Consider the following 21,035-nt stretch of genomic DNA (forward strand, 5'->3'; position numbering starts at 1 on the left):
GACAAATTTTCTAAGCAGTTAGGTATCTCACAAGCTGAACAACAATCCCTGCGACAGTTATCCCGACTGAGAATACACAAGTCAGTACATATGCTTGAAATCTTGTCGAAACCAACCTAATCGCAAATCCAATTCCATACTTCTGCATCAAAACAAAGAACCCGCCTCCAACACGAACCAATTTTTTTACAAAAAAATCCGAGAAGAACGCAAAAACTTCAAGAACGCTCCTCACCAATAGATAAACAACGAAGTTGAAAAATAAATACATTGGAAATAGAATCAGCGGTCCGATAATAAAATTTCCTTGTCCCTTGATGCCATCAGTCAAATAAAACATCACCCATCCCTGAAAAAGAGACAATAAAACTAAAAAGTATTTGAATTTTTTACAACTTACTGGCCGACAATGAACTTTATCAAAATCCATTCTGACGAACCTGAAAACACCCTCAACTTCATTCCAGACATCATCAAAATTAAGACGTCCTCCGAATTTTTTTTGAAAATGAATTAAAATCTGAAACCCATTTAAAATAACTCTCGCAGAAATCCAGAACCCTTGCGTACTTTGAGATGTCTTCACCACGATCAAGGGCATCACTCAAAAAACAAAAAGTAGCTTCCTCGACTTGCCTGAATTCTCCTTCATGCCGCGAGAAAAGCTCATTCACATCCCCTGTTGCGTTGAATTTTCTAAAAGCCTCATGGTCCACAACCGGCTCTGAATGGTGTTCGTGTTTCCAATACGATTCTTCGCCATCAAAAACACTGTGCTCCACATTCTTCGAATTTATCTCGTAAAATGTTGGGAATTTGCGTTCATGTTCCGCATAAATACCGCTGTCTCCCTCCTCACCCTGATCTTCTTGGTCAATGCCTCCGAAGACACTCGGACTTTTTGGGTTTGAAGCATTATTGAGTGCTGCGTCATACGCCGAACGCAATTCTTGAAATTGCTGCGGGTCATTGCGATCAATGCGTTTCAAAGTACTTGCATACGCGCGCTTAATCGCTCTCTCATCGCACGCTTCCGAGAGTCCAAGCACATGCCACGGCCATTCAACTGACATAGAAATCATCTATCCTGTTAAGCATCTGCTCAATTTCACCGCGAATACGATCAATCTCGACTGGATCACGTTGATCAAGAACACTCTCAAAGGATGCGATCATATCAAGCACCCGCTGTCGATCCGAACCACGTGTCATCGCATATACACGATCTAGTCTGGCAACAAGCGACTGGTTGACTTCATTTTCCCTTGGAGGCGATTTCAAAGTACGCATTTTTTCAAGGCGTTCAGCCAACTTTTCCGGTGACAGATCCTCTGAAAGGGTCTCGATAATCAATCCGTGCTTTTCGCCGCTACTCCCCAATGTCGCCTCGACTTCAAGCAAGCCCGAAGTATCGTAAACAAGTAAAACCTCAAAGTACTCCTTGTCCTTGCGCTTACGAGGCAGCTTTACGGTGTATTGCCCGAGCTTGATATTGTCGGCGACATATGCAGATTCGCCTTGATAGACACTGATCAAGACCTCCTGCTGCTTGGCGTCAAGAGTCTGAAAAGAACCAACCCTACTGGCAGGAAGAGGCGTGTTGCGTTCAATAATAGGAGAAAACAAGCCCGAAACGCGACGACCGTCAGCAACCTCTCTGCCTATCTCAATACCGACAGAGAAAGGACTAACATCAGTCATCACCACATCATCGAGCGCCCGATCCTCTGCCAACAATGCCGCTTGGACAGAGGCACCCAGAGCCACCGCATGATCCGGATCAATATTAAATTCAGGAAATTTACCAAAGTGCTTTGCCACCATGTGGCGTAACATTGGCATGCGCGTCGCGCCACCAACCAAAAGAATGCGATCCAGATCCTCACTTTTGAGACTCACATCATACATGCATCTCTCAATAGGAATGAGCATACGCTGCAATAAAGGCTTTGCACCCTCGGCAAACTCGTCACGAGTAAGTTTGACTTCGTAAATTTCTTGTTTGTCGAAAACCTTTACGGTACAGGATTCCTCATTCGAAATCTTGACCTTGGCAATCTCTGCGTGTGCACGGAGTTCGGCCTGAAATTGGCCCCCCAACTTATGCCAAGGCCTTTCAATTTTCTCGCAAATCTGCTTTGCTAAAACTTCGGTAAAATCCTCTCCACCAAGGAATGCATCGCCGGACGAAGCTTTTACCTCCATTACGCCGTCAAACATCTCTAAGATGGTTACGTCAAAAGTGCCCCCGCCGAGATCAACAACGAGAAACTGTGTCTCTGCATCCTTTTCGTGAACGCCATACGCAAGTGCCGCAGCGGTCGGCTCATTCACCAATCGCAAAAGATTGAGTCCCGCCAACTTGCAAGCTTCTTGAGTCACTCGTCGCTGTTGCTGATTGAAATAAGCCGGGACCGAAACGACAACGTCACGTATTTCACACCCCAGATACAACTCGGCATCTTGAGCAGTTTGGACAACACAAAAGACGACAACTCAGCAGGAGAATACGCCTCAGCCCCCAGTTTTATCTGCGACTGAGTGCCCATTTTACGCTTAAACAAGCTGATTGTTTTATCTCGGTGCGTGAATAGCCTCTCACGCGCGCCTTTTCCGACGATTAATTCACCATCAGAAATAGAGACCACCGATGGGGTGAGGAATTCCCCCAACGCGTTCGGTATCAGTTGTGGTTTACCATCAACAAACGCCGAAACCAGCGAATTAGTGGTACCGAGATCAATTCCGATTGGCGGCTGTGACATTTACTAAATCCGACGAAACCTTTTGAAGCGATAAGTCTTTGCAATTTTAAGCCGTAAGACAAGAGTTTTAGAACGTGCTCTGGGTGTTTTTGCTTTAAGTACATTGATACTGACGGCGCCCCTGAAAAGTTCTTTGACTTGATCAGGTCGGCTCAAAAAAGCCGAACAGCCTTTACCCTGTCACACTTCGCATGGACCGTCGCAGGATGTCGGTCACCGGCACCAGAACAAATCCCTTGGCCTGAATGGCGGGAATCCATTTTTGCAGGGCTTCCAGCGTAAGGTCGCGCGGATGGCCAATCGCAATCGCAAATCCCTGATTGGTGGCAACTTTTTCAGTCCGGGCCAGCATTTCGGCAATTTTGGTGGCATCATCGGCGTCATCAATGAACACGTCGCGCTCAAGCGCCGGGACATCATATTGGCGTGCCATCGAAAATCCGACCGACTTGGCACTGGTTTTGGAATCAAGGAACAGAAGCCCGCGTGATTTCATCACCTCCATCACCACCTGCATGCGTTCCGGATCGGATGTGAATTTGCTGCCCATGTGATTATTCACACCGACATAGCCATCAAACCGGTCCAGCATCCAGGTCATCTCGCCCAATATCTTGTCGCGGTCAAATCCGGTGCGCAACGCATGCGGACCTGGATCGACCAATGCCGACGACGGCTCCATCGGCATATGAAGCATCACTTCATGCCCCCGCCCGCGCGCATCATTCACCTGACGCTGAAGGTCGCGCGCATAGGGCAGATAGGAAATCGTCACCGGCCCGGGCAGCCCTATAGTGCGCGCCGTGCGCGGCTGATCAAGGCCCGCATCATCAATCACAATCGCGATAACCGGTGCGGTTCCCGTATCGGGGGTAAGGGCTGCGAATTTCTGCCATGGCGGCGGACCATCACTATGCGCGCCCCCGCTGATCCCGCCGGTATCGGGCGACACGGCAGGTTCAGGCGACTTTGTGACCGGTGCCTTCTGCGGTTGTCTGGTTTCGGGCGCAGTTTTTTCACCCGGCACACGTTCACCGACCATATATCCGGTCCGGTCGCGATTGCCGTTGCTTTCGCTGAAATCATAATTGCGGCTTTCCGGTACCGGGGCCGGTGTCGGCGTATATTCCGGTTCGGAATTTGCGGCCCGTTCGCCAAGATCACGCGATGCGCGATCCAGCTCAAGCATACTGCCTGCTGCAATGAATGCCGAAATGGTCCCCGCAACAATCGCACCGCCCAGCATGAAACGGCCAATGCCGCCCGATTTTCTTTTCGGTGCAGCCTTGCTACGGCCTGTTTTTCGCGGTGCCGCTTTTTTCTTTTTGGCGGGTTGTGCCCGGCGTGCCACGCTCTGGTCTCCAGTCTCGTTTGCTGGGTCGTGTTACCCATATGGTGATTATACGCCAATTATCCCGGCTTGTGTTTGGAAGCTTTTAAACCCGATCAGGTTAGCACCCTGTTAAAGCCGCAAACAAAGACCGCAAACAATGGCAGGAAAATGGTTTTTGCAATCGCTTGACGTAGCGGCAATGCCGTTTATTCTCTGCCCGATCTGATATTCACAGCCCGGCGCCACGATGTATCTCCTCATCGATAATTACGACAGCTTCACATTCAATCTGTGGCACTATCTGCGCGAACTCGGTCCCGAGGTCGACGTCCGCCGCAATGATGAAATCTCGGTTGATGATGCGCTGGCTTTAAAGCCCGAAGGCATCGTGATCTCGCCCGGTCCCTGCGATCCGGATCGCGCGGGTATCTGTCTTGATCTGATCAGGGCATCGGCGGGCAAGGTTAAGCTGCTTGGCGTCTGCCTTGGTCATCAGGGCATCGGTCAGGCCTTTGGCGGCAATGTCGTGCGCGCGCCCGAATGCATGCATGGCAAAACCGATGCGATGGTGCACGAAGGCAAAAGCGTGTTTAACGGCCTGCCAAGCCCGTTTGAAGCGACCCGTTACCATTCATTGGTTGTTGATCGCGCAACCCTGCCCGATTGCCTTGAAATCACGGCGGAAAACGGGGATGGTCTGATTATGGGGCTGCGTCACAAACAGCATCAAATTCATGGTGTGCAGTTCCATCCCGAAAGCATCGCATCCGAACATGGCCATGCCCTTTTGAAGAATTTTATAGACTTCCCCGGCGCATGAAACCGCACCGGAACGCTAACCGAGGAAACCCGCATGTCGACTGAATATGACCTGAAGCCGATCCTGGCCAAAGTCGCAAATGGCGAAAAACTGAACGAAGAACAGGCCGAACAGGCCTTCGACGTTCTGATGTCCGGTCAGGCAACGCCGTCGCAGATGGGGGCTTTCCTGATGGCGCTACGCCTGCGCGGCGAAACGGTCGATGAAATCACCGGGGCGGCGCGTGTCATGCGCTCCAAGGCGACCGGCATTATCGCCCCGCCCAATGCGGTTGATACCTGTGGTACTGGTGGCGATGGCAGCGGCACCTTCAATATCTCGACCGGGGCGGCAATCGTTGCGGCGGCCTGCGGCGCCATCGTTGCCAAGCACGGCAACCGCGCGGCGTCGTCAAAATCGGGATCGGCCGATGTTCTGATGGCGCTTGGCGTCAATCTCGATGCCGATATGGCGCTTCTTGAAAAGGCGCTAAAGGAAATCAATCTGTGCTTCATGATGGCAACGCGCCATCACTCGGCCGTGCGTCACGTGATGCCGACCCGCGTTGAAATGGGCACGCGCACGATCTTCAACCTGCTGGGACCGCTGGCCAACCCGGCCAAAACCAAACGCCAGGTCATGGGTGTTTTCGCCCGTGAATGGGTCGAACCGATTGCCCATGTGCTGAACCGCCTTGGTTCCGAACATGCATGGGTTGTCTATGGTCATAGCGGCCTTGATGAAATTTCAACAACCGGCCCGACCTTTGTCGCCGAAGTCAAAAACGGCGCAGTCACGACCTTTGAAATCAACCCCGAAGATTACGGCCTTGAAATCGTCACCCTTGATGCGCTTAAAGGCGGCCACGCCCAGACAAACGCGCAGGCCATTCTCGATCTTCTTGCCGGTAAAAAAAGCGCCTATCGCGATATCGTTCTGCTGAATGCCGCAGCCGCCCTTGTGGTGACCGACATCGCAACCGATCTTGCCGATGGCATCGCAAAGGCCCGCACCGCAATCGATTCCGGCAAAGCCGCAGAAACCTTGCAGGCACTAGTCCGCATTTCCAATCAGGGGACCGCAGCGTGAGCGACGTACTCGAACGTATCTGTAAGGACAAACGCGACCACATCGCCGCCTGCAAGGCGCGAAAGTCACTTGCCGACCTCGAAACCGCAGCCAGATCACAATCCGCACCGCGCGGCTTTATCAGGGCGCTTGAAACATCGGTTGCGGATGGTCGTTACGGCCTGATTGCCGAGATTAAAAAGGCATCCCCGTCCAAGGGCCTGATCCGCCCGGATTTCAATCCGCCCGTTCTGGCGCAAGCCTACAAGGCCGGTGGGGCAAGTTGCCTGTCGGTCCTGACCGACATCCCCTATTTCCAGGGCGATGACAGCTATCTGATCGCGGCACGTAGCGCGGTTGATCTGCCGGTCCTGCGCAAGGATTTCATGCTTGATCCCTATCAGGTGACCGAAGCCCGGGCCCTTGGTGCCGATTGCATCCTTCTGATCATGGCCGCCCTCGAAGACGCCCGGGCCGCCGAGCTTGAAGACGCCGCAAACAGCCTTGGCATGGATGTCCTGATCGAGGTGCACAACGCCCCGGAACTCGAACGCGCCCTGAAACTGAAATCAAAGCTGCTTGGCGTTAACAACCGCAATCTGAAAACGCTGGAAGTCTCCCTGACCACGACCGAAGAACTCGCTGGTATGGTTGATGACAGCCGGATGCTGGTCGCCGAAAGCGGCCTGTTCACGCACGATGACCTCGCCCGCATGGCAAAGGTCGGCGCGCAATGCTTCCTGATCGGCGAAAGCCTGATGCGTCAGGACGACGTCACCGCCGCCACCCGTAATATTCTTGGCCTCGCGGCCTGATAACGGAACAAGACACAGGCATGGCAGACAAACTTTCGCATATCGACGCTGCTGGTAATGCCGTCATGGTCGATATTTCGGCCAAGACCGATACCGCGCGCGTCGCCATCGCAAAGGGCCGTGTCCTGATGTCGGCGGAAACGGCCCGGCTGATTGCCGAACGCGGCCATAAAAAGGGCGACGTTCTTGGTATCGCCCAGCTTGCCGGGATTATGGGGGCCAAGAAAACCGCTGACCTGATCCCGCTTTGCCATCCCCTGCCTCTAACCTCGGCCGAAGTCACGCTGGAACTCGCAACTGACACCGATGCGGTAGATATTGTCGCGACATGCAAAACCACCGGCAAAACCGGGGTGGAAATGGAAGCCCTGACCGCCGTTTCCGTTACCGCACTTACCGTGTTCGATATGTGCAAGGCGGTCGATAAAGCCATGCGGATTACCGATATTCGCGTTGTCCACAAGGAAGGCGGAAAGTCGGGTACTTTCACCGCCGACTGATCCCTGGAAATACCCAAATTTCGTTTCTTGACCGAAAGAATGCCCTTAAACGGTGATTTTTCGGGTTGTGGTGCTTGACGAACAAGCAGAACCAAAGTAGAACATTTATGTATTCGGTTTGTTCTTATTACTGGTTCGGAAAAAATCATGCTGACGCGCAAGCAATACGAATTGCTGGTCTATATCGATAATTACCTTCGCGATCATGGCATCTCGCCCTCTTTTGACGAGATGAAAGAAGCCCTGAGCCTGAAATCCAAATCCGGCATTCATCGCCTGATCACCGGGCTTGAGGAACGCGGTTTTATTCGCCGTCTCGCCCATCGGGCCCGCGCGCTCGAAGTCCTGCGTCTTCCCGATAATAATGATGACGACGCGGCGGAAACGCCCAACAATGTTACCTCTATCGCCTCCGCGCGAAAGGCTGCGCATCGGCCGGCAACCGTGCCTTCGGCCTTTTCGGAATCGGGTGAATCCGTTTCCCTGCCGCTGTTTGGCCGGATTGCGGCGGGTACCCCGATCGAAGCCCTTCGCGATCAGACCACAATGGTGCAGGTCCCGGCAGCGCTTCTGGGAACCGGCGATCACTATGCGCTTGAAGTTTCCGGTGATTCGATGATCGATGCCGGTATTCTCGATGGCGACACCGTCCTGATCCAGCGTTGCGAACAGGCCAATGATGGCTCCATCGTTGTCGCACTGGTCGACGACGCCGAAGCCACTCTGAAACGCCTGAAACGTGGCCGTGGCGAAGTTCTGCTGGAACCGGCCAATGCGCGTTATGAAACACGCGCGCTGTCGCCTGATCGTGTCCGCATTCAGGGACGTCTGATCGGTTTGCTCCGCCAATACTGATAGAATACCGAATAAACCGAACAAACCGAAAGAAACGCCGTCGGCCTTGCCTGGCGGCGTTTTTTATTTGACCACCCTGCCCCCGATGATAATCCACGGCCAGATGCCGGACGTTTCACGCACGGTTTCGATCACCGGGGCGGCATCGGGCCGCAACGCAATCAATACGCCCCCCTGCCACCATAACAGGTCATCATCGATGACAGTCACATCCGGCGCACAGATATCACGCGGCATATCGCGTTTCAGGCTGATGATCATATCGCCATGGCGGCATGCATAGAACGGATTGGCAAGATCATTGGCAATGATCACCTGCCGTCCGGCGATCCTGACGGAACAAACCGTTGCGTCGCATTTTTCGATGACATTGCCGGCATCATGATCGGCGATACCAAATCGCGCCATCCAGACCGACTGCTGAAAATCCGAAATGCCTTCGGGCAGGACAAGTTTGTCGCGCACCCTGTCGCGAATTGCCCAGCTTTCCTGATCCCCCGAAACCAGAATATCCGCCGGGCGATACAGGATTTGCGCCGCAATCGCCACGCATAGCGGAATGACAGCAAACCGGGCAATCGCGTTCCCTCGCCAGACCAGCCACCAGGCCATCGCCATCATGATGCCGATGGCAAATACGGCACTAAACTGCTCGACATGCCAAAGCCCCCAGGCCTGATCGGCGGCAAGGCTTGCGGTTTCAATCAACAATGTCAGTCCCGGCTTCATCAACCACAATGCCAGTCCCCCGGCTCCGAACGGCATCAGAACAAGCGTCGCCACAATCAGCGGCATCACCCAGAACGCCATCACCGGAATGGCAATCAGGTTGGACACGATCCCGATCATCGAAATCCGCCCGAAATGAAACCCGATGATCGGCGCGGTCACCGCCGTAACCAGCAACCCGGTCATCACCAGCCCGGCAAAAAACAGCCAAAGCCGGAATAGCCATGACCGATCCCCCGACTTGTCAAACCATCGCCTGCCCGGACCATCATAAAACGCTACCAGAACCGACACCGCCGCAAAGGAAAGCTGAAAGCTTGGCCCCAAGACCGCATCGGGCCGCAGGATCAGAACAACCAGCGCCGCAAACGCCACCAGCCGCAACGATATCGCCCGCCGATCCAGCAGCAACGCAATCCAGACAATCGTCAACGTCACAAAGGCACGCTGCGTCGGCACACTGGCCCCTGACAGGCCAAGATAGATCCCCGCTGACACCATCGCCCCGATAGCCGCCCATTTCTTGATCGGAAACCGCAGCGCAAGGGCGGGAATGGCCGCCATGCCAAACCGCAGGAAAAAGAAAACCGTCCCGCTTAAAAGCCCCATATGCAGCCCGGAAATCGCCAGAAGATGCGCCAATCCCGATTTGCGAAGATCATCGGCAATTTCCGCACTGACATCGCCCCGTTCGCCGACAATCAATGCCTTGGCAATCCCGGCCTCTGCGCCGGTAAGGCTCTGATCGATTGCCGTCATGATCGTCAGGCGCAGACTTTCGATCCGGTCCGAAACCGGCTGCATCATTCCTGTTTCGGCCTTCTTGGTCACACTATATTTATGGCCGAAAACAAACCCGGTCGCCCCGATCCCGTCCAGATATAATCCGCGTGAAAAATCCGGGTCGCCCGGCACGGACGCCGCGCGCAACGGAAACAGCCGCGCCGTTGCCACGATATGATCCCCGACGGAAAGCTCATCGCCACCTGGAAGGCTCAATCGCACCTTCCAGTCAAATGCCCGGTCCTCAAGCCCCGCGATCCGCATTGGTGCCACGGTCATGCGCATCCGCCCGCCCCGTGGCTCCAGAAGCGTGATGTCGCCCTCGATCTCTGTCATGTAAAGCGTCTTGGTCAGAAGCCCGGATGGCGCCCTTTCAAGATGGATGGATGCAATCAGCAACCCGCCACAAAAAACCGCCAGCAGCAGAATGCCAAAGAATGGCAAAACCCAGCGTCGCGAAATCCACAATCCGGACAGCAAAAGAATCACCGCTAGGCCGCTTTGCTGTACCGTCAGGCGCGCAGGAAGTGAAAAATACGCCGCACATCCCAACCCGAAGAATATAACCGTGCACAGGATCCAGGAATTTCTGCGCGCGGCCAACAACAATCCTGTTTGCGAAAATATTCTCGCAACATATTGATTTTTATTAATTCCATCACGACTTATTCGACGAATGTACAATAGCCTGCCCGACGCACAGTTTCTATCTATCATCGGCTGTGGTGCAACACCGCCGCATATGTGTTATAGCGTGCACGCCAAAAGTCATTACGACAAGCAACAACATCCAGCCAACGGATAGAGTGAATGACGGTTGTTACCCGTTTTGCCCCGTCTCCGACCGGGTTTCTGCATATCGGCGGCGCACGCACCGCCCTTTATAACTGGCTTTATGCCAAACACACCGGCGGCAAATTCCTGCTGCGCATCGAAGACACCGACCGGGAACGGTCCACCCCCGAAGCCGTCGAAGCCATCTTTGATGGGCTAAGCTGGCTTGGCCTGACCGCAGACGAAGAACCGACCTTCCAGTTCGCCCGTCGCGACCGCCACGCCGAAGTCGCCCATGAACTGATCAAGGCTGGAAAAGCCTATTATTGCTATTGCTCGCAGCAAGAACTTCAGGAAATGCGCGAAAAGGCCCGCGCCGAAGGCCGCCCGATGAAATATGACGGCACCTGGCGCGACCGCGATGCATCCGACGCCCCGGCTGGCGTCAAGCCTGTCGTGCGTCTGAAGGCACCGCAGGACGGCGATGCCGTGATTTCCGATCAGGTACAGGGCGATGTCCGAGTTGCCAATGAACAGCTTGACGATTACGTTATTCTGCGTGGCGATGGCACCCCGACCTATATGCTGTCGGTCGTTGTCGATGACCACGATATGGGCATTACTCACGTGATCCGTGGCGATGACCATCTGACCAATGCGTTTCGCCAGAAGGCGCTTTACGACGCTATGGGATGGGATGTCCCGACCTTTGCCCATATTCCGCTGATCCACGGCCCGGACGGCGCCAAGCTGTCCAAACGCCATGGTGCGCTGGGTGTTGATGCCTATCGCGATGAAATGGGTTTCCTGCCCGAAGCCGTGAACAACTACCTGCTGCGTCTTGGCTGGGGTCACGGGGACGAGGAAATCATCTCCCAGGAACAGGCCATTGAATGGTTTGACATCAAAGATGTTGGCAAGGGTGCGGCACGTTTCGACTTTGCCAAATTGACCAACCTGAATGGCGTTTATCTGCGCCAAGCGGATGATACCCGCCTTGCAAACGACATTGCACCGCTGATCGCAAAACAGATTGGCGTCGATGCAATTGACGCAGCGCAAAAAGAAATCTTGATCAAAGGCATGTCAGGGCTTAAAGAAAGAGCCAAGACACTCATCGAGCTCGCCGACTCTTCGGCCTTCTATGTTACGGACGGCGTCATGTCGTTTAACGAGAAAGCTCAGTCCCTGATTGATAGCGCCCCCGAAGGCCTATTTGCCGAACTGGCAAAGGAACTCGACGCGCTTGAAAGCTGGACCGAAGAGAACGTTGACGCAAGCGTTCGCAACATTGCCGAAAAACTCGATCAGAAGCTCGGCAAAGTCGCGCAGCCCTTGCGGGCCGTGCTCACCGGTTCCAACTCATCGCCTGGCATCTTCGAAGTAATGATCGTGCTTGGCAAATCCCAAACGCTGAAACGCATCCGCAAATTCGATGCCCAATAACAGCGTAAAATAAAAAACTTAAACACTGAATTTGCGCTTTGTGCGCCGCAGCACTATGCTGCACACAACTTGAAAACCGTGTTCGTTCAAACAGGGAAGGAAAAATAGTCATGGCTCAGAATTCCAAGACTTCCCACACCGTGACACTGACCGACAATGCCACTGGCAAGTCGATCGAATTGCCGGTGATCGAGGGTAGCGTTGGTCCGTCTGTAATCGACATTCGGAAACTCTACTCCGAAACCGGATATTTCACCTATGACCCGGGCTTCACCTCGACCGGCTCCTGCCAGTCCGAGCTGACCTATATTGACGGCGATGTCGGCATCCTGCGTCACCGCGGCTATGCCATTGATGAGCTTGCCGAACAATCCGATTTCCTCGAAGTTTGCTATTTGCTGATTTACGGCGATCTGCCGAATGCAAAAGACAAGGCGCAATTTGAAAATGACATCACCATGCACACCATGGTGCATGAGCAGATGCGCAATTTCTATAACGGTTTCCGCCGCGACGCCCACCCGATGGCCATTATGTGCGGTGTGGTTGGCGCGATGTCTGCTTTCTATCATGACAGCACCGACATCAACGACCCGAACCAGCGCCTGATCTCGGCCTATCGCCTGATCGCGAAAATGCCGACCATCGCTGCGATGGCGTATAAATACTCGATCGGTCAGCCGTTCCGTTATCCGAACAACAAACTCGGCTATGCAGAAAACTTCCTGCAAATGATGTTCGGCAACCCGTGCGAAGACTATGAAGTCAACCCGGTCCTCGCGCGCGCAATGGATCGTATCCTGATCCTTCATGCCGACCACGAACAGAACGCATCGACCTCGACCGTCCGTCTGGCCGGTTCTTCTGGGGCAAATCCGTTTGCATGTATCGCTGCCGGTATTGCCTCCCTCTGGGGTCCGGCACATGGCGGTGCGAACGAAGCCGTTCTGAAAATGCTCAACGAAATCGGCGATGTGAAAAACATTCCGGAATTCGTCAACAAGGCAAAAGACAAGAACGATCCGTTCCGTCTGATGGGCTTTGGTCACCGGGTTTACAAAAACTACGACCCGCGCGCCAAGGTCATGCAGGAAACCTGCCACGAAGTTCTCAAGGAACTCAATGTACAGGACCCACTGCTTGACGTTGCACAGGAACTCGAACGCATCGCACGCGAAGACGAGTACTTCATCGAGAAGAAACTCTATCCGAACGTCGATTTCTATTCGGGCATCATCTTCAAGGCGATGGGCATCCCGGAAAGCATGTTCACCGTGCTGTTCGCAGTTGCCCGTACCGTCGGCTGGATTGCCCAGTGGAAAGAAATGATCGAAGATCCGTCGCAGAAAATCGGCCGTCCGCGCCAGTTGTTCACCGGTGTTTCCGAACGTCCGTTCGTTCCGGTCAACAAGCGTTAATCTGCGCCACGATTGATACAGAAAAGGCCCGGATCATTCCGGGCCTTTTTGCGTTTTGATCAATTGGGTGCTGCGTTACCAGGAGCCGGTGTTTTCCATGCTGGCCCATGGCTCGGCCGGGGCAAGGCTTTCGCCCTTTTGCAGGAATTCAATCGAAATCCCGTCCGGCGAACGGACAAACGCCATATGGCCATCGCGCGGTGGACGGTTAATGGTGACACCCGCATCCATCAGCTTCTGGCAAAGCGCATAAATATCGTCGACCTCATAGGCAAGATGGCCGAAATTGCGCCCGCCGGAATAGCTTTCCGGGTCCCAGTTATAAGTCAGTTCAAGTTCCGGGGCCTTGTTGGCCTTGGCACTGGCTTCATCGGCAGGCGGCGCAAGGTAAATCAGGGTGAAACGCCCCTTCTCGCTTTCAATGCGCCGGGTTTCTTTCATGCCAAGCAGTTCGCAGTAGAAACGCATGGATGCATCCACATCCTCGACACGCACCATGGTGTGCAAATAACGCATTGGAAATGCCTCCGTCATTGATTGGTCAATGACGCCAAACTATGCGTTATTGCCCGCTAATGCCAGTCTTGGCAGATGAATTTTTCTCTATGATTTCAAGGATGACGTCCGCGGCCTTCTCGCTCGGCGGCCGGTCGCCAAAGCCAAGCATGGTTGTGGCCGCGTCGAACCCGTCCAGTTGCGCCGCCCGACCTTCGCCGTCGGCCATAAGCGATTTCAGAACCGGCACGATACGGTTCGGCGTGCAATCCTGTTGCAGGAATTCCGGCACAAGCTTTTTGCCAAGCACCAGATTGACGATGGTCACCGTATCAATCCGCAACAATCGCCGCGCAATCCATGCCGTAATCGGGCTTAATTTATAGCCTATCACATGCGGCACCCCCGTTATCGCCAGTTCAAGCGACACGGTCCCGGATGCCGCAAGGGCCGCATGGGACGCGGCAAACGCATCGCGCCTGTCCTGATCCCCGGTCACGACAATCGGGCGCAGCGGCCAGTCGGCAACCGCATCACCGACAACCTGTGCAACCTTGCTCACCGTCGGCACAACAATTCTTGCATCGGGGAAATCCTCAGCCAATCGTTCGCAGACATCTCGGAAAACCGGCAACAGACGGGTGACTTCCGAATTGCGACTGCCCGGAAGAACCGTCAGGATTTTGCAGTCCGGTGCGATACCGTGCTGTTCACGGAATCGGTCCGCATCGCCGCCATGCCGTTCCTCGACCGCGGAATGCCCGATAAAGCTGGTCGGAAGCCCAACCCGCTCGAAATAGGGCGGCTCGAACGGCAGCAACGCCAACAAATGATCGAGGAAACCCGCAATCTTCTTTGCCCGCCCCGGCCGCCATGCCCAGACCGACGGCGCAACATAATGCACCAGCGGAATGCCCCTTCCTTTCAGCTTCTTGCCAACGCGAAAACTGAAATCCGGGGCATCAATGGTGATCACCACATCGGGTTGCTGTTCAATCGCATATTCCGCCGTCTGACGGATACGTTTTAACAAATGCGGGATATGCGGAAGGACCTCGGCAAGGCCCATGACCGACATCTCGTCCATCGGAAACAGGCTCTCAAGCCCCTCACCCGTCATGCGCGGGCCACCAACACCGATGAAACGGATTTCGGGATGACGCGCCTTTATGGCCGCCATCAACCGCCCCCCCAACTGATCCCCGGATGCCTCACCGGCCACCAGCATGATTTTTGCGGTCTGGATTTTTGGTTTATTCATCCTGTGCCGGTTCCTGCACCGAAATCCCGATAATGAACAGTCCAAGTTCATCGGCACGTTTGACGGTTTTCTCGCGATCAATGATCATCGTGCCACCCGCAAGCAACGCTATGCCGCGCAATCCGGCATCGTGCGCATTTTCCACGGTCGAAACACCAATCGCCGGAAGGTCAAGACGCCTGTCCTGCTGCGGCTTTGCCGACTTCACCAGAACACCGCCAACACCTTCGCGACGATAGTCGGCAGACCGCCGGATCATTTCATCCGTGCCCTCGATGGCTTCAAGTGCCAGAACAAGCCCCTGCTGCACGACACAGCCCTGCCCGACATCGGCGGCACCCAAAATCCGGGCAACCTTCAGACCGTGCTGTGCATCGGCCATCGCCTGTGCATCGGGCTTCACCTTGCCCAGAACACCTTCCTCAACCGCGAGGTCGCTCAAAATCTCGTGTGCGCCGACCAGACGGAAACCGTCACGTTCAAGCTCACCGGCAACCAGACGCAGCAAACCATCATCGCCAAGCGACTTCATCCCGACTTTCATCAGCAGTTTCGCCGCCCGCCAATCGGGCCGGATCGATGCAAATGATGGACGCGCAACCTTGCCCGCAAGGACAACATCACGGCATTCTTCGGATTTCAGACGATCAAGGATTTTCGCCGCCGCCCCGATGCGAAGCGACGTATGGGGATATGCATCCAATGCCGGATCATCGGCATGGGCATCAAGCTTCACGATAAAAACATCCCGCCCGGCAGCCGTCGCCGCAGCCGCCAAACGGGCGGGAAGCGCACCACCCCCAGCAATGATACCAAGCTTTGCTGCGGGGTTATCCTGCGGAGCTGTCATATTTCGGCGTACATACGGAACGCATGCTTTCCGCTTTCAGGAAGGTGATGATTTCCATGACCGGCCCGACATCCTCGAAATCTTTCGAGACTTCCTCAACCCGCTCGGCAAGCGTACCTTCCTGCGCAAACAAAAGACGATACGCCTTGCGAAGCGCATGAATGGTCTCGCGATCAAATCCGCGGCGCTTCAACCCGACAAGGTTAAGCCCCGAAAGATAAGCACGGTTACCAATCACCGAACCATAAGGAATGATATCGCTTTCAACACCGGTCATGCCGCCGATCATCGCATGTTTGCCAATGCGGACAAACTGATGCACCGCTGAAAGGCCGCCGACAATCGCAAAATCGTCGACCATGACATGGCCAGCAAGGGTCCCGTTATTGACCAGAATGCAATGATTGCCAATATGGCAGTCATGCCCGACATGCGCGCCTGCCATAAACAGGCAGTCATCACCAATCGTGGTCTCCATCCCGCCGCCTTCTGTGCCGGGATTAAGGGTCGCCCCTTCGCGGATCTTGTTGCGTTTGCCAATGATCAGACGCGATGGCTCGTTCTTGAATTTCAAATCCTGCGGCGCATGACCAACTGACGCAAACGGAAAGATCGTACTGTCTTCACCGATTGACGTAATTCCGGCGACCACGACATGGCTGTGCAGCTTGACGCGATCACCCAGAACCGCCTGCGGTCCGACAACACAGTACGGACCGATTTCTACATCCTGGCCAATCTGGGCGCCGTCTTCGACAATGGCGGTTGGATGCACTTTTGACATTATCAGTTGCCCCGGATCATCGCGGCGATGGTGGCTTCTGCAACGACCTGATCGTTAACGCGGACTTCACTTTCAAACTTCCAGACCGGGCCACGGCTCTGTTTTTTCTTCACATGAATATGCATGACGTCACCCGGCACAACCGGCTTGCGGAACCGTGCGTTATCAATACTCATGAAATAAACCAGCTTGCCTTCGGCATCCTCACCAAGGGTCTGAACCACAAGAATGGCCGCCGTCTGCGCCATGCTTTCGATGATCAGAACGCCAGGCATGATCGGCTGTTCCGGGAAATGGCCGGTAAATTGCGGCTCGTTCATCGTCACGTTTTTGATGCCAACGGCGGAATCGTCGACAGCAATATCAACAACCTTGTCGATCAGCAGGAACGGATAACGATGCGGAATCATTTCCAGAATGCGCTGAATATCAACACTTACCAATTCGGTCATAGGTATTGCCCTTACTTCTTTTTCCGTATCAGCCGCGATAAGGCCACGGTCTGTTTATGATATTCCATTACCGGCACAGCGGGGCTGCCGCCAACGGTTTCGCCCGCGCCGATATTTTTCATGACACCGGATTGCGCGGCAATTTTCGCGCCATCACCAATTTCAAGATGTCCGGTAATCCCGGCCTGACCCGCGGCAACAACAAAATTGCCAAGCTTGGTCGATCCTGAAATCCCGACCTGGGAAACGATAACACATCCCATGCCAAGTTCGACGTTATGGCCGATCTGAACAAGGTTGTCGATACGGCAACCATTGCCAATCACCGTATCAGGCCCCGCCCCCCGGTCGATTGTCGAATTGGCCCCGACTTCGACATCATTGCCAATCACGACACGGCCAAGCTGCGGCACTTTAAGGTGCCCCTGTGCGCCCATGGCAAATCCGAAACCATCCTGCCCAATGCGAGCCCCCGGATAAATCAGGCACAGATTGCCAATCAGGCAATGGCTGATTGTCGCCCCGGCACCGATCCTGCTTCCGGCCCCGATCACGACACCTTCACCGATCACCGCATTGCTGGAAATGACGCAACCATCGCCAATCTCGCAATGCTCGCCAATCACGGCCCCGGCGTCGATCTGAACACCTTTGCCGATCATGGCGGTATCGGCGACAATCGCGTGCGGTGAAACAACACCATTGGCGGCGTCAAACGGATAATATGCCGTTGCCGCCTTGGCATATGCCCGGTACGGATCGCTGGTCGTGAACAGCACCATATCGGCAGGCGCACGATCAACGAACTCTGGCCGGACAAAACACCCGCCGGCAGAACTGCTGACAAAGGCATCAAGATATTTGCGATTGTCAAAGAAGCTCAGGATCGATGCATCCGCATTCTGAAGCGGTGACACATCATCAAAGCGGCGTGACGGATCAGGTGCATTCACCAGTTCCGCTCCGGTCAGTTCGGCAATTTCCTGAACGCTGAACGGTCCCTTGCGTTTGAAAAACCGGGAATCAGCCATCAGGAGGCTTCCTTGAACTCGACGGTAAGGGTCGGCATGGCCTTGTTCACAAGGTCAAATACTTCCTTGGACGCATCCATGGCGTTGGCATGCAGGATCACCTGACTTTTGTGCAGTACCAGCGTTGCCTTGCGCTGCTCGGCAACATCGGCAATTACTTCAATCAGCGTTTTCTGGAATTTCACGCGCGATTCATTAAGCGCCTGATCCAGAATACGGTTGCGCCCCTGTGCAAACTTCTGAAAATCGGCAACTTTCTGCTGAAATTCTTTCTGTTTCTGCTGAATGACATCGGCAGACAGAAGGGTTCGCTGCTGGGCGATTTCCTGCTCTTCCTTCCGCAGCCCCTGCTGGCGCTTTTCGATTTCCTGCTGATAGGCTTCCTGACGCGTTTTGATCTGCTTTGTCATATCCTGCATGGCAGATGCTTCACGCATAATGCCTTCAAAATCGACAATCATCACAACGGCCTCTGTATTTCCGGCAGCATTTTCCTGCGCCGACGCCATTGTTACTGATGCGAATGCAAGAACAATCGCAAGTAAGGCGGTCTGGATAGATTTCATCATTTTCATCAGAATCTGGTTCCGAAACTCAGTCGGAACACTTCCTCTTTGTCGAAGTCTTCTTTGAGAACAGCCTGCGAAAGGTCAACACCAATCGGGCCAAACGGAGATTCCCAGCCTACCCCAAAACCAACAGACGCCCTGAGTGAACCTTCGTCATAGATTTCACCAGGCCGTGCGCCATCAACCCCCTCGGAAGCACCGAAATCACTGAATACACGACCTGTAAGTGCAAATTCGGACGGCAACCCTAACGGGAAGTCCATCTGTACGGTACCAGTATAGAAGAATTTGCCGCCAACCGCATCTTTCGTTGCAATATCGCGCGGCCCGACACCGGCCGATTCAAAACCACGAAGGTTTGCACCACCTGTAAAGAAGCGCTGCGAAATACGCGTATCGTCGCCAATACCAAAGATGTAACCGGTCGACGCCTTGGTCGACAGCACCCACGTCTTTTCGCGATCAAGCGGATAGTAGTACCCGCCATTCACGCGTGTACGAAGATAGGTTTCCGAACCGCCGAGCCCGGCGAAATCGTTAGAAACCTGAACGAAATAGCCTTCTTTCGGCGTAAGCGTGCTGTCGCGCTGATCATAGGTAAGCGTCTGACCAATCGTTGACTCGGAAAACTCGGGGTCTTCTTCACGAAGCAGACGCGATGCGTCGCTATCGATGTCGGAATATTCGTTAACCGCATACCCGTAACGCACCGACTGCGACAATGCTTCGGAATAACGGAAACCGGACCGCAAACCGATACCGGTCTGCTTTTCGTCATATGAACTTTCGTCCTGATTGTCTTCTTCGCGGCGATAGATATCAAAGCCCGCACTGACATCCCGATCAAGGAAGTATGGCTCGGTAAAGGACAGATCGACCTGCTGGCTGGATGACCCAATCGTAAAGCCAAGACGCAGGTCCTGCCCTTTGCCAAGCAGGTTGCGTTCGCGGATACCGGCCTGACCGAAGGCACCATCATCCGTGCCGTACCCGGCACCAATCGAAAACTCGCCGGTCGACTTTTCTTCAACATCAACCTCAAGAACCGTCTGGTCGGGCGAACTGCCCGGCAGGGTCTTGACGTCAACCGATTTAAAGAAGTTCAGGTTTTCAACACGCTGGCGCGAACGTTTGAGTTTCGAACTGCTGAACGCGTCACCTTCAACAAGGCGGAATTCACGACGGACAACTTCGTCAAGCGTGCGGACGTTGCCAACCACGTCGATGCGTTCGACATAAACCTTCGGACCTTCGGCGATGGTGAAGGTGATGTTGATAACGCCGGTCTCGCGGTCACGCTCGATATTCGGGCGAATATCGATGAATGCATAACCCTGGTCACCGATGCTGTTGGTCAGGGCATCAATCGCGTCATCAACAAGGTCGGCATTGTACCAGTCGCCTTTTTCAATCTCGATCAGGGGCGTCAATGTCGCCGGATCGATCTTGTCGATCTGCGATACGATATTGATATCGCCAAACTTGTAACGCTGACCTTCGCTGACCGTGTAGGTGATAAAGAAATCAGACCGATCAGGCGTCAGTTCGGCCACGGAAGACAGAACCTGGAAATCGGCATAACCGGCTGAAAGATAGTAACGACGCAAAAGTTCGCGGTCGAACGTGACGCGATCCGGGTCATAGTTGTCGTCAGAAGTCAGGATTTTCCACCAGGCGCTTTCGGTTGTCCGGATAACTTCGGACAATTCACCATCGTCAAATGCCTTGTTTCCAACGAAGTTGACCTTGCGCACCCCGGTGGCCTCGCCCTCGTCAATTTCAAAGACAAGGTCGACACGATTCTGTTCAAGCTGAATGACTTTGGGCTCAACGGTCGCGGCAAACCGGCCGGAGCGACGGTACAGCTCAAGAATACGCTGCACATCAGCCTGAACCTTGGTGCGGGTGTAAACGACACGAGGGCGCAACTGAAGTTCCGTACCAAGCACGTCGTCCTTCAGGCGCGTGTTGCCCTCAAAGGCGATCCGGTTGATGATCGGGTTTTCAACCACATTGATTTTCAGAACGCCCTGATCAAATCCGATCGACACGTCGGCAAACAGGCCGGTTGAAAACAGCGACTTCAGCGATTCGTTGATTTTTTGCGGATCGTAGGGATCGCCCTCTTTTACCGACAGGTATGCGTTAACCGTCTCGCTTTCGATACGGTTATTGCCGTCAACACGGATCTCGCGAATAACGCTTGATCCCTGCGCGTAGGCCACCATCGGAATTATGGTTGGCGCGGTTCCACCAAGCAAGACTGCTGCTAACGCAGCCGCTTTTACATTACGCAGCAAATTCAACC

General features: G+C 54.2%; 21 protein-coding genes. 7 read left to right on the top strand and 14 right to left on the bottom strand.

Annotated elements, in window-relative coordinates:
* Positions 1-10 precede the first annotated feature (10 nt).
* The 5 genes from TH3_RS10465 to TH3_RS10480 form a co-directional block, all read right to left on the bottom strand.
* Complete coding sequence (locus TH3_RS10465) at positions 11-430, bottom strand: hypothetical protein (protein WP_040059836.1); 420 nt, start codon at positions 428-430, stop codon at positions 11-13.
* A gap of 49 nt (positions 431-479) precedes the next feature.
* Positions 480-1,073, bottom strand: a complete 594-nt coding sequence (locus tag TH3_RS10470; protein ID WP_007089458.1) for a J domain-containing protein — start codon at positions 1,071-1,073, stop codon at positions 480-482.
* Positions 1,063-2,454 carry an Hsp70 family protein gene (locus TH3_RS10475; RefSeq protein ID WP_082242480.1) on the bottom strand — a complete coding sequence of 464 codons (1,392 nt, stop codon included), beginning with the start codon at positions 2,452-2,454 and terminating at the stop codon, positions 1,063-1,065. Before TH3_RS10475 ends, TH3_RS10470 begins: the two co-directional genes overlap by 11 nt.
* Positions 2,379-2,765: an Hsp70 family protein gene (locus TH3_RS23440; RefSeq protein WP_007089456.1), complete on the bottom strand. Its 387-nt coding sequence runs from the start codon at positions 2,763-2,765 to the stop codon at positions 2,379-2,381. The genes TH3_RS10475 and TH3_RS23440 overlap by 76 nt, the downstream gene beginning before the upstream one ends.
* A gap of 172 nt (positions 2,766-2,937) precedes the next feature.
* Entirely contained in the window at positions 2,938-4,116 is a 1,179-nt protein-coding gene (locus TH3_RS10480) for a divergent polysaccharide deacetylase family protein (protein ID WP_007089455.1), read from the bottom strand.
* A 229-nt stretch (positions 4,117-4,345) separates the two neighbouring features.
* Here TH3_RS10480 and TH3_RS10485 point away from each other — a divergent pair, with 229 nt between their 5' ends.
* From TH3_RS10485 to lexA, 5 genes are all read left to right on the top strand, one after another.
* Entirely contained in the window at positions 4,346-4,918 is a 573-nt protein-coding gene (locus TH3_RS10485; RefSeq protein ID WP_007089454.1) for an anthranilate synthase component II, read from the top strand.
* Between the two features lie 33 nt (positions 4,919-4,951).
* Positions 4,952-5,986, top strand: a complete 1,035-nt coding sequence (trpD, locus tag TH3_RS10490; RefSeq protein ID WP_007089453.1) for an anthranilate phosphoribosyltransferase — start codon at positions 4,952-4,954, stop codon at positions 5,984-5,986.
* Entirely contained in the window at positions 5,983-6,780 is a 798-nt protein-coding gene (trpC, locus tag TH3_RS10495) for an indole-3-glycerol phosphate synthase TrpC (RefSeq protein ID WP_007089452.1), read from the top strand. The genes trpD and trpC overlap by 4 nt, the downstream gene beginning before the upstream one ends.
* Positions 6,780-7,280, top strand: coding sequence for a cyclic pyranopterin monophosphate synthase MoaC (gene moaC / locus TH3_RS10500; protein WP_420823192.1), 501 nt, complete (start codon positions 6,780-6,782; stop codon positions 7,278-7,280). The genes trpC and moaC overlap by 1 nt, the downstream gene beginning before the upstream one ends.
* A gap of 147 nt (positions 7,281-7,427) precedes the next feature.
* The gene (lexA, locus tag TH3_RS10505) at positions 7,428-8,135 is read left to right on the top strand and encodes a transcriptional repressor LexA (RefSeq protein ID WP_007089450.1); all 708 of its coding nucleotides are present in this window, start codon (positions 7,428-7,430) and stop codon (positions 8,133-8,135) included.
* Positions 8,136-8,198: 63 nt separating this feature from the next.
* Here the strand turns inward: lexA and TH3_RS10510 are convergent, their stop codons facing one another.
* Positions 8,199-10,136 carry a ComEC/Rec2 family competence protein gene (locus tag TH3_RS10510; protein ID WP_233421872.1) on the bottom strand — a complete coding sequence of 646 codons (1,938 nt, stop codon included), beginning with the start codon at positions 10,134-10,136 and terminating at the stop codon, positions 8,199-8,201.
* A gap of 321 nt (positions 10,137-10,457) precedes the next feature.
* Between TH3_RS10510 and gltX the strand changes: the two genes are divergently transcribed.
* Both gltX and TH3_RS10520 read left to right on the top strand, forming a co-directional pair.
* Positions 10,458-11,867, top strand: a complete 1,410-nt coding sequence (gltX, locus tag TH3_RS10515) for a glutamate--tRNA ligase (protein WP_007089448.1) — start codon at positions 10,458-10,460, stop codon at positions 11,865-11,867.
* A gap of 110 nt (positions 11,868-11,977) precedes the next feature.
* Positions 11,978-13,285 (top strand): citrate synthase, encoded by a 1,308-nt coding sequence (locus tag TH3_RS10520; RefSeq protein WP_007089447.1) that lies wholly within the window; start codon positions 11,978-11,980, stop codon positions 13,283-13,285.
* Positions 13,286-13,360: 75 nt separating this feature from the next.
* On the opposite strand, the gene TH3_RS10525 is transcribed toward TH3_RS10520, so the two are convergent.
* From TH3_RS10525 to bamA, 8 genes are read right to left on the bottom strand one after another with little or no spacing between them, the layout of a single operon-like run.
* Complete coding sequence (locus TH3_RS10525; RefSeq protein ID WP_007089446.1) at positions 13,361-13,801, bottom strand: VOC family protein; 441 nt, start codon at positions 13,799-13,801, stop codon at positions 13,361-13,363.
* Between the two features lie 46 nt (positions 13,802-13,847).
* A complete protein-coding gene (gene lpxB / locus TH3_RS10530; RefSeq protein WP_007089445.1) occupies positions 13,848-15,041 on the bottom strand; it encodes a lipid-A-disaccharide synthase in 1,194 nt (397 codons plus the stop codon).
* Positions 15,034-15,891 carry an LpxI family protein gene (locus TH3_RS10535; protein ID WP_007089444.1) on the bottom strand — a complete coding sequence of 286 codons (858 nt, stop codon included), beginning with the start codon at positions 15,889-15,891 and terminating at the stop codon, positions 15,034-15,036. Before TH3_RS10535 ends, lpxB begins: the two co-directional genes overlap by 8 nt.
* Positions 15,872-16,675: an acyl-ACP--UDP-N-acetylglucosamine O-acyltransferase gene (gene lpxA, locus TH3_RS10540; RefSeq protein ID WP_007089443.1), complete on the bottom strand. Its 804-nt coding sequence runs from the start codon at positions 16,673-16,675 to the stop codon at positions 15,872-15,874. The genes TH3_RS10535 and lpxA overlap by 20 nt, the downstream gene beginning before the upstream one ends.
* Before the next feature lie 2 nt (positions 16,676-16,677).
* Positions 16,678-17,127: a 3-hydroxyacyl-ACP dehydratase FabZ gene (fabZ, locus tag TH3_RS10545; RefSeq protein ID WP_007089442.1), complete on the bottom strand. Its 450-nt coding sequence runs from the start codon at positions 17,125-17,127 to the stop codon at positions 16,678-16,680.
* Positions 17,128-17,138: 11 nt separating this feature from the next.
* Positions 17,139-18,158, bottom strand: coding sequence for a UDP-3-O-(3-hydroxymyristoyl)glucosamine N-acyltransferase (gene lpxD, locus TH3_RS10550; protein ID WP_007089441.1), 1,020 nt, complete (start codon positions 18,156-18,158; stop codon positions 17,139-17,141).
* Positions 18,158-18,733, bottom strand: a complete 576-nt coding sequence (locus tag TH3_RS10555) for an OmpH/Skp family outer membrane protein (protein ID WP_007089440.1) — start codon at positions 18,731-18,733, stop codon at positions 18,158-18,160. Before TH3_RS10555 ends, lpxD begins: the two co-directional genes overlap by 1 nt.
* Complete coding sequence (bamA, locus tag TH3_RS10560; protein WP_233421873.1) at positions 18,733-21,027, bottom strand: outer membrane protein assembly factor BamA; 2,295 nt, start codon at positions 21,025-21,027, stop codon at positions 18,733-18,735. Before bamA ends, TH3_RS10555 begins: the two co-directional genes overlap by 1 nt.
* Between the last annotated feature and the right edge of the window lie 8 nt (positions 21,028-21,035).

Origin of the sequence: Thalassospira xiamenensis M-5 = DSM 17429 (assembly GCF_000300235.2) — a bacterium.
Classification (GTDB): Bacteria; Pseudomonadota; Alphaproteobacteria; order Rhodospirillales; family Thalassospiraceae; genus Thalassospira; species Thalassospira xiamenensis.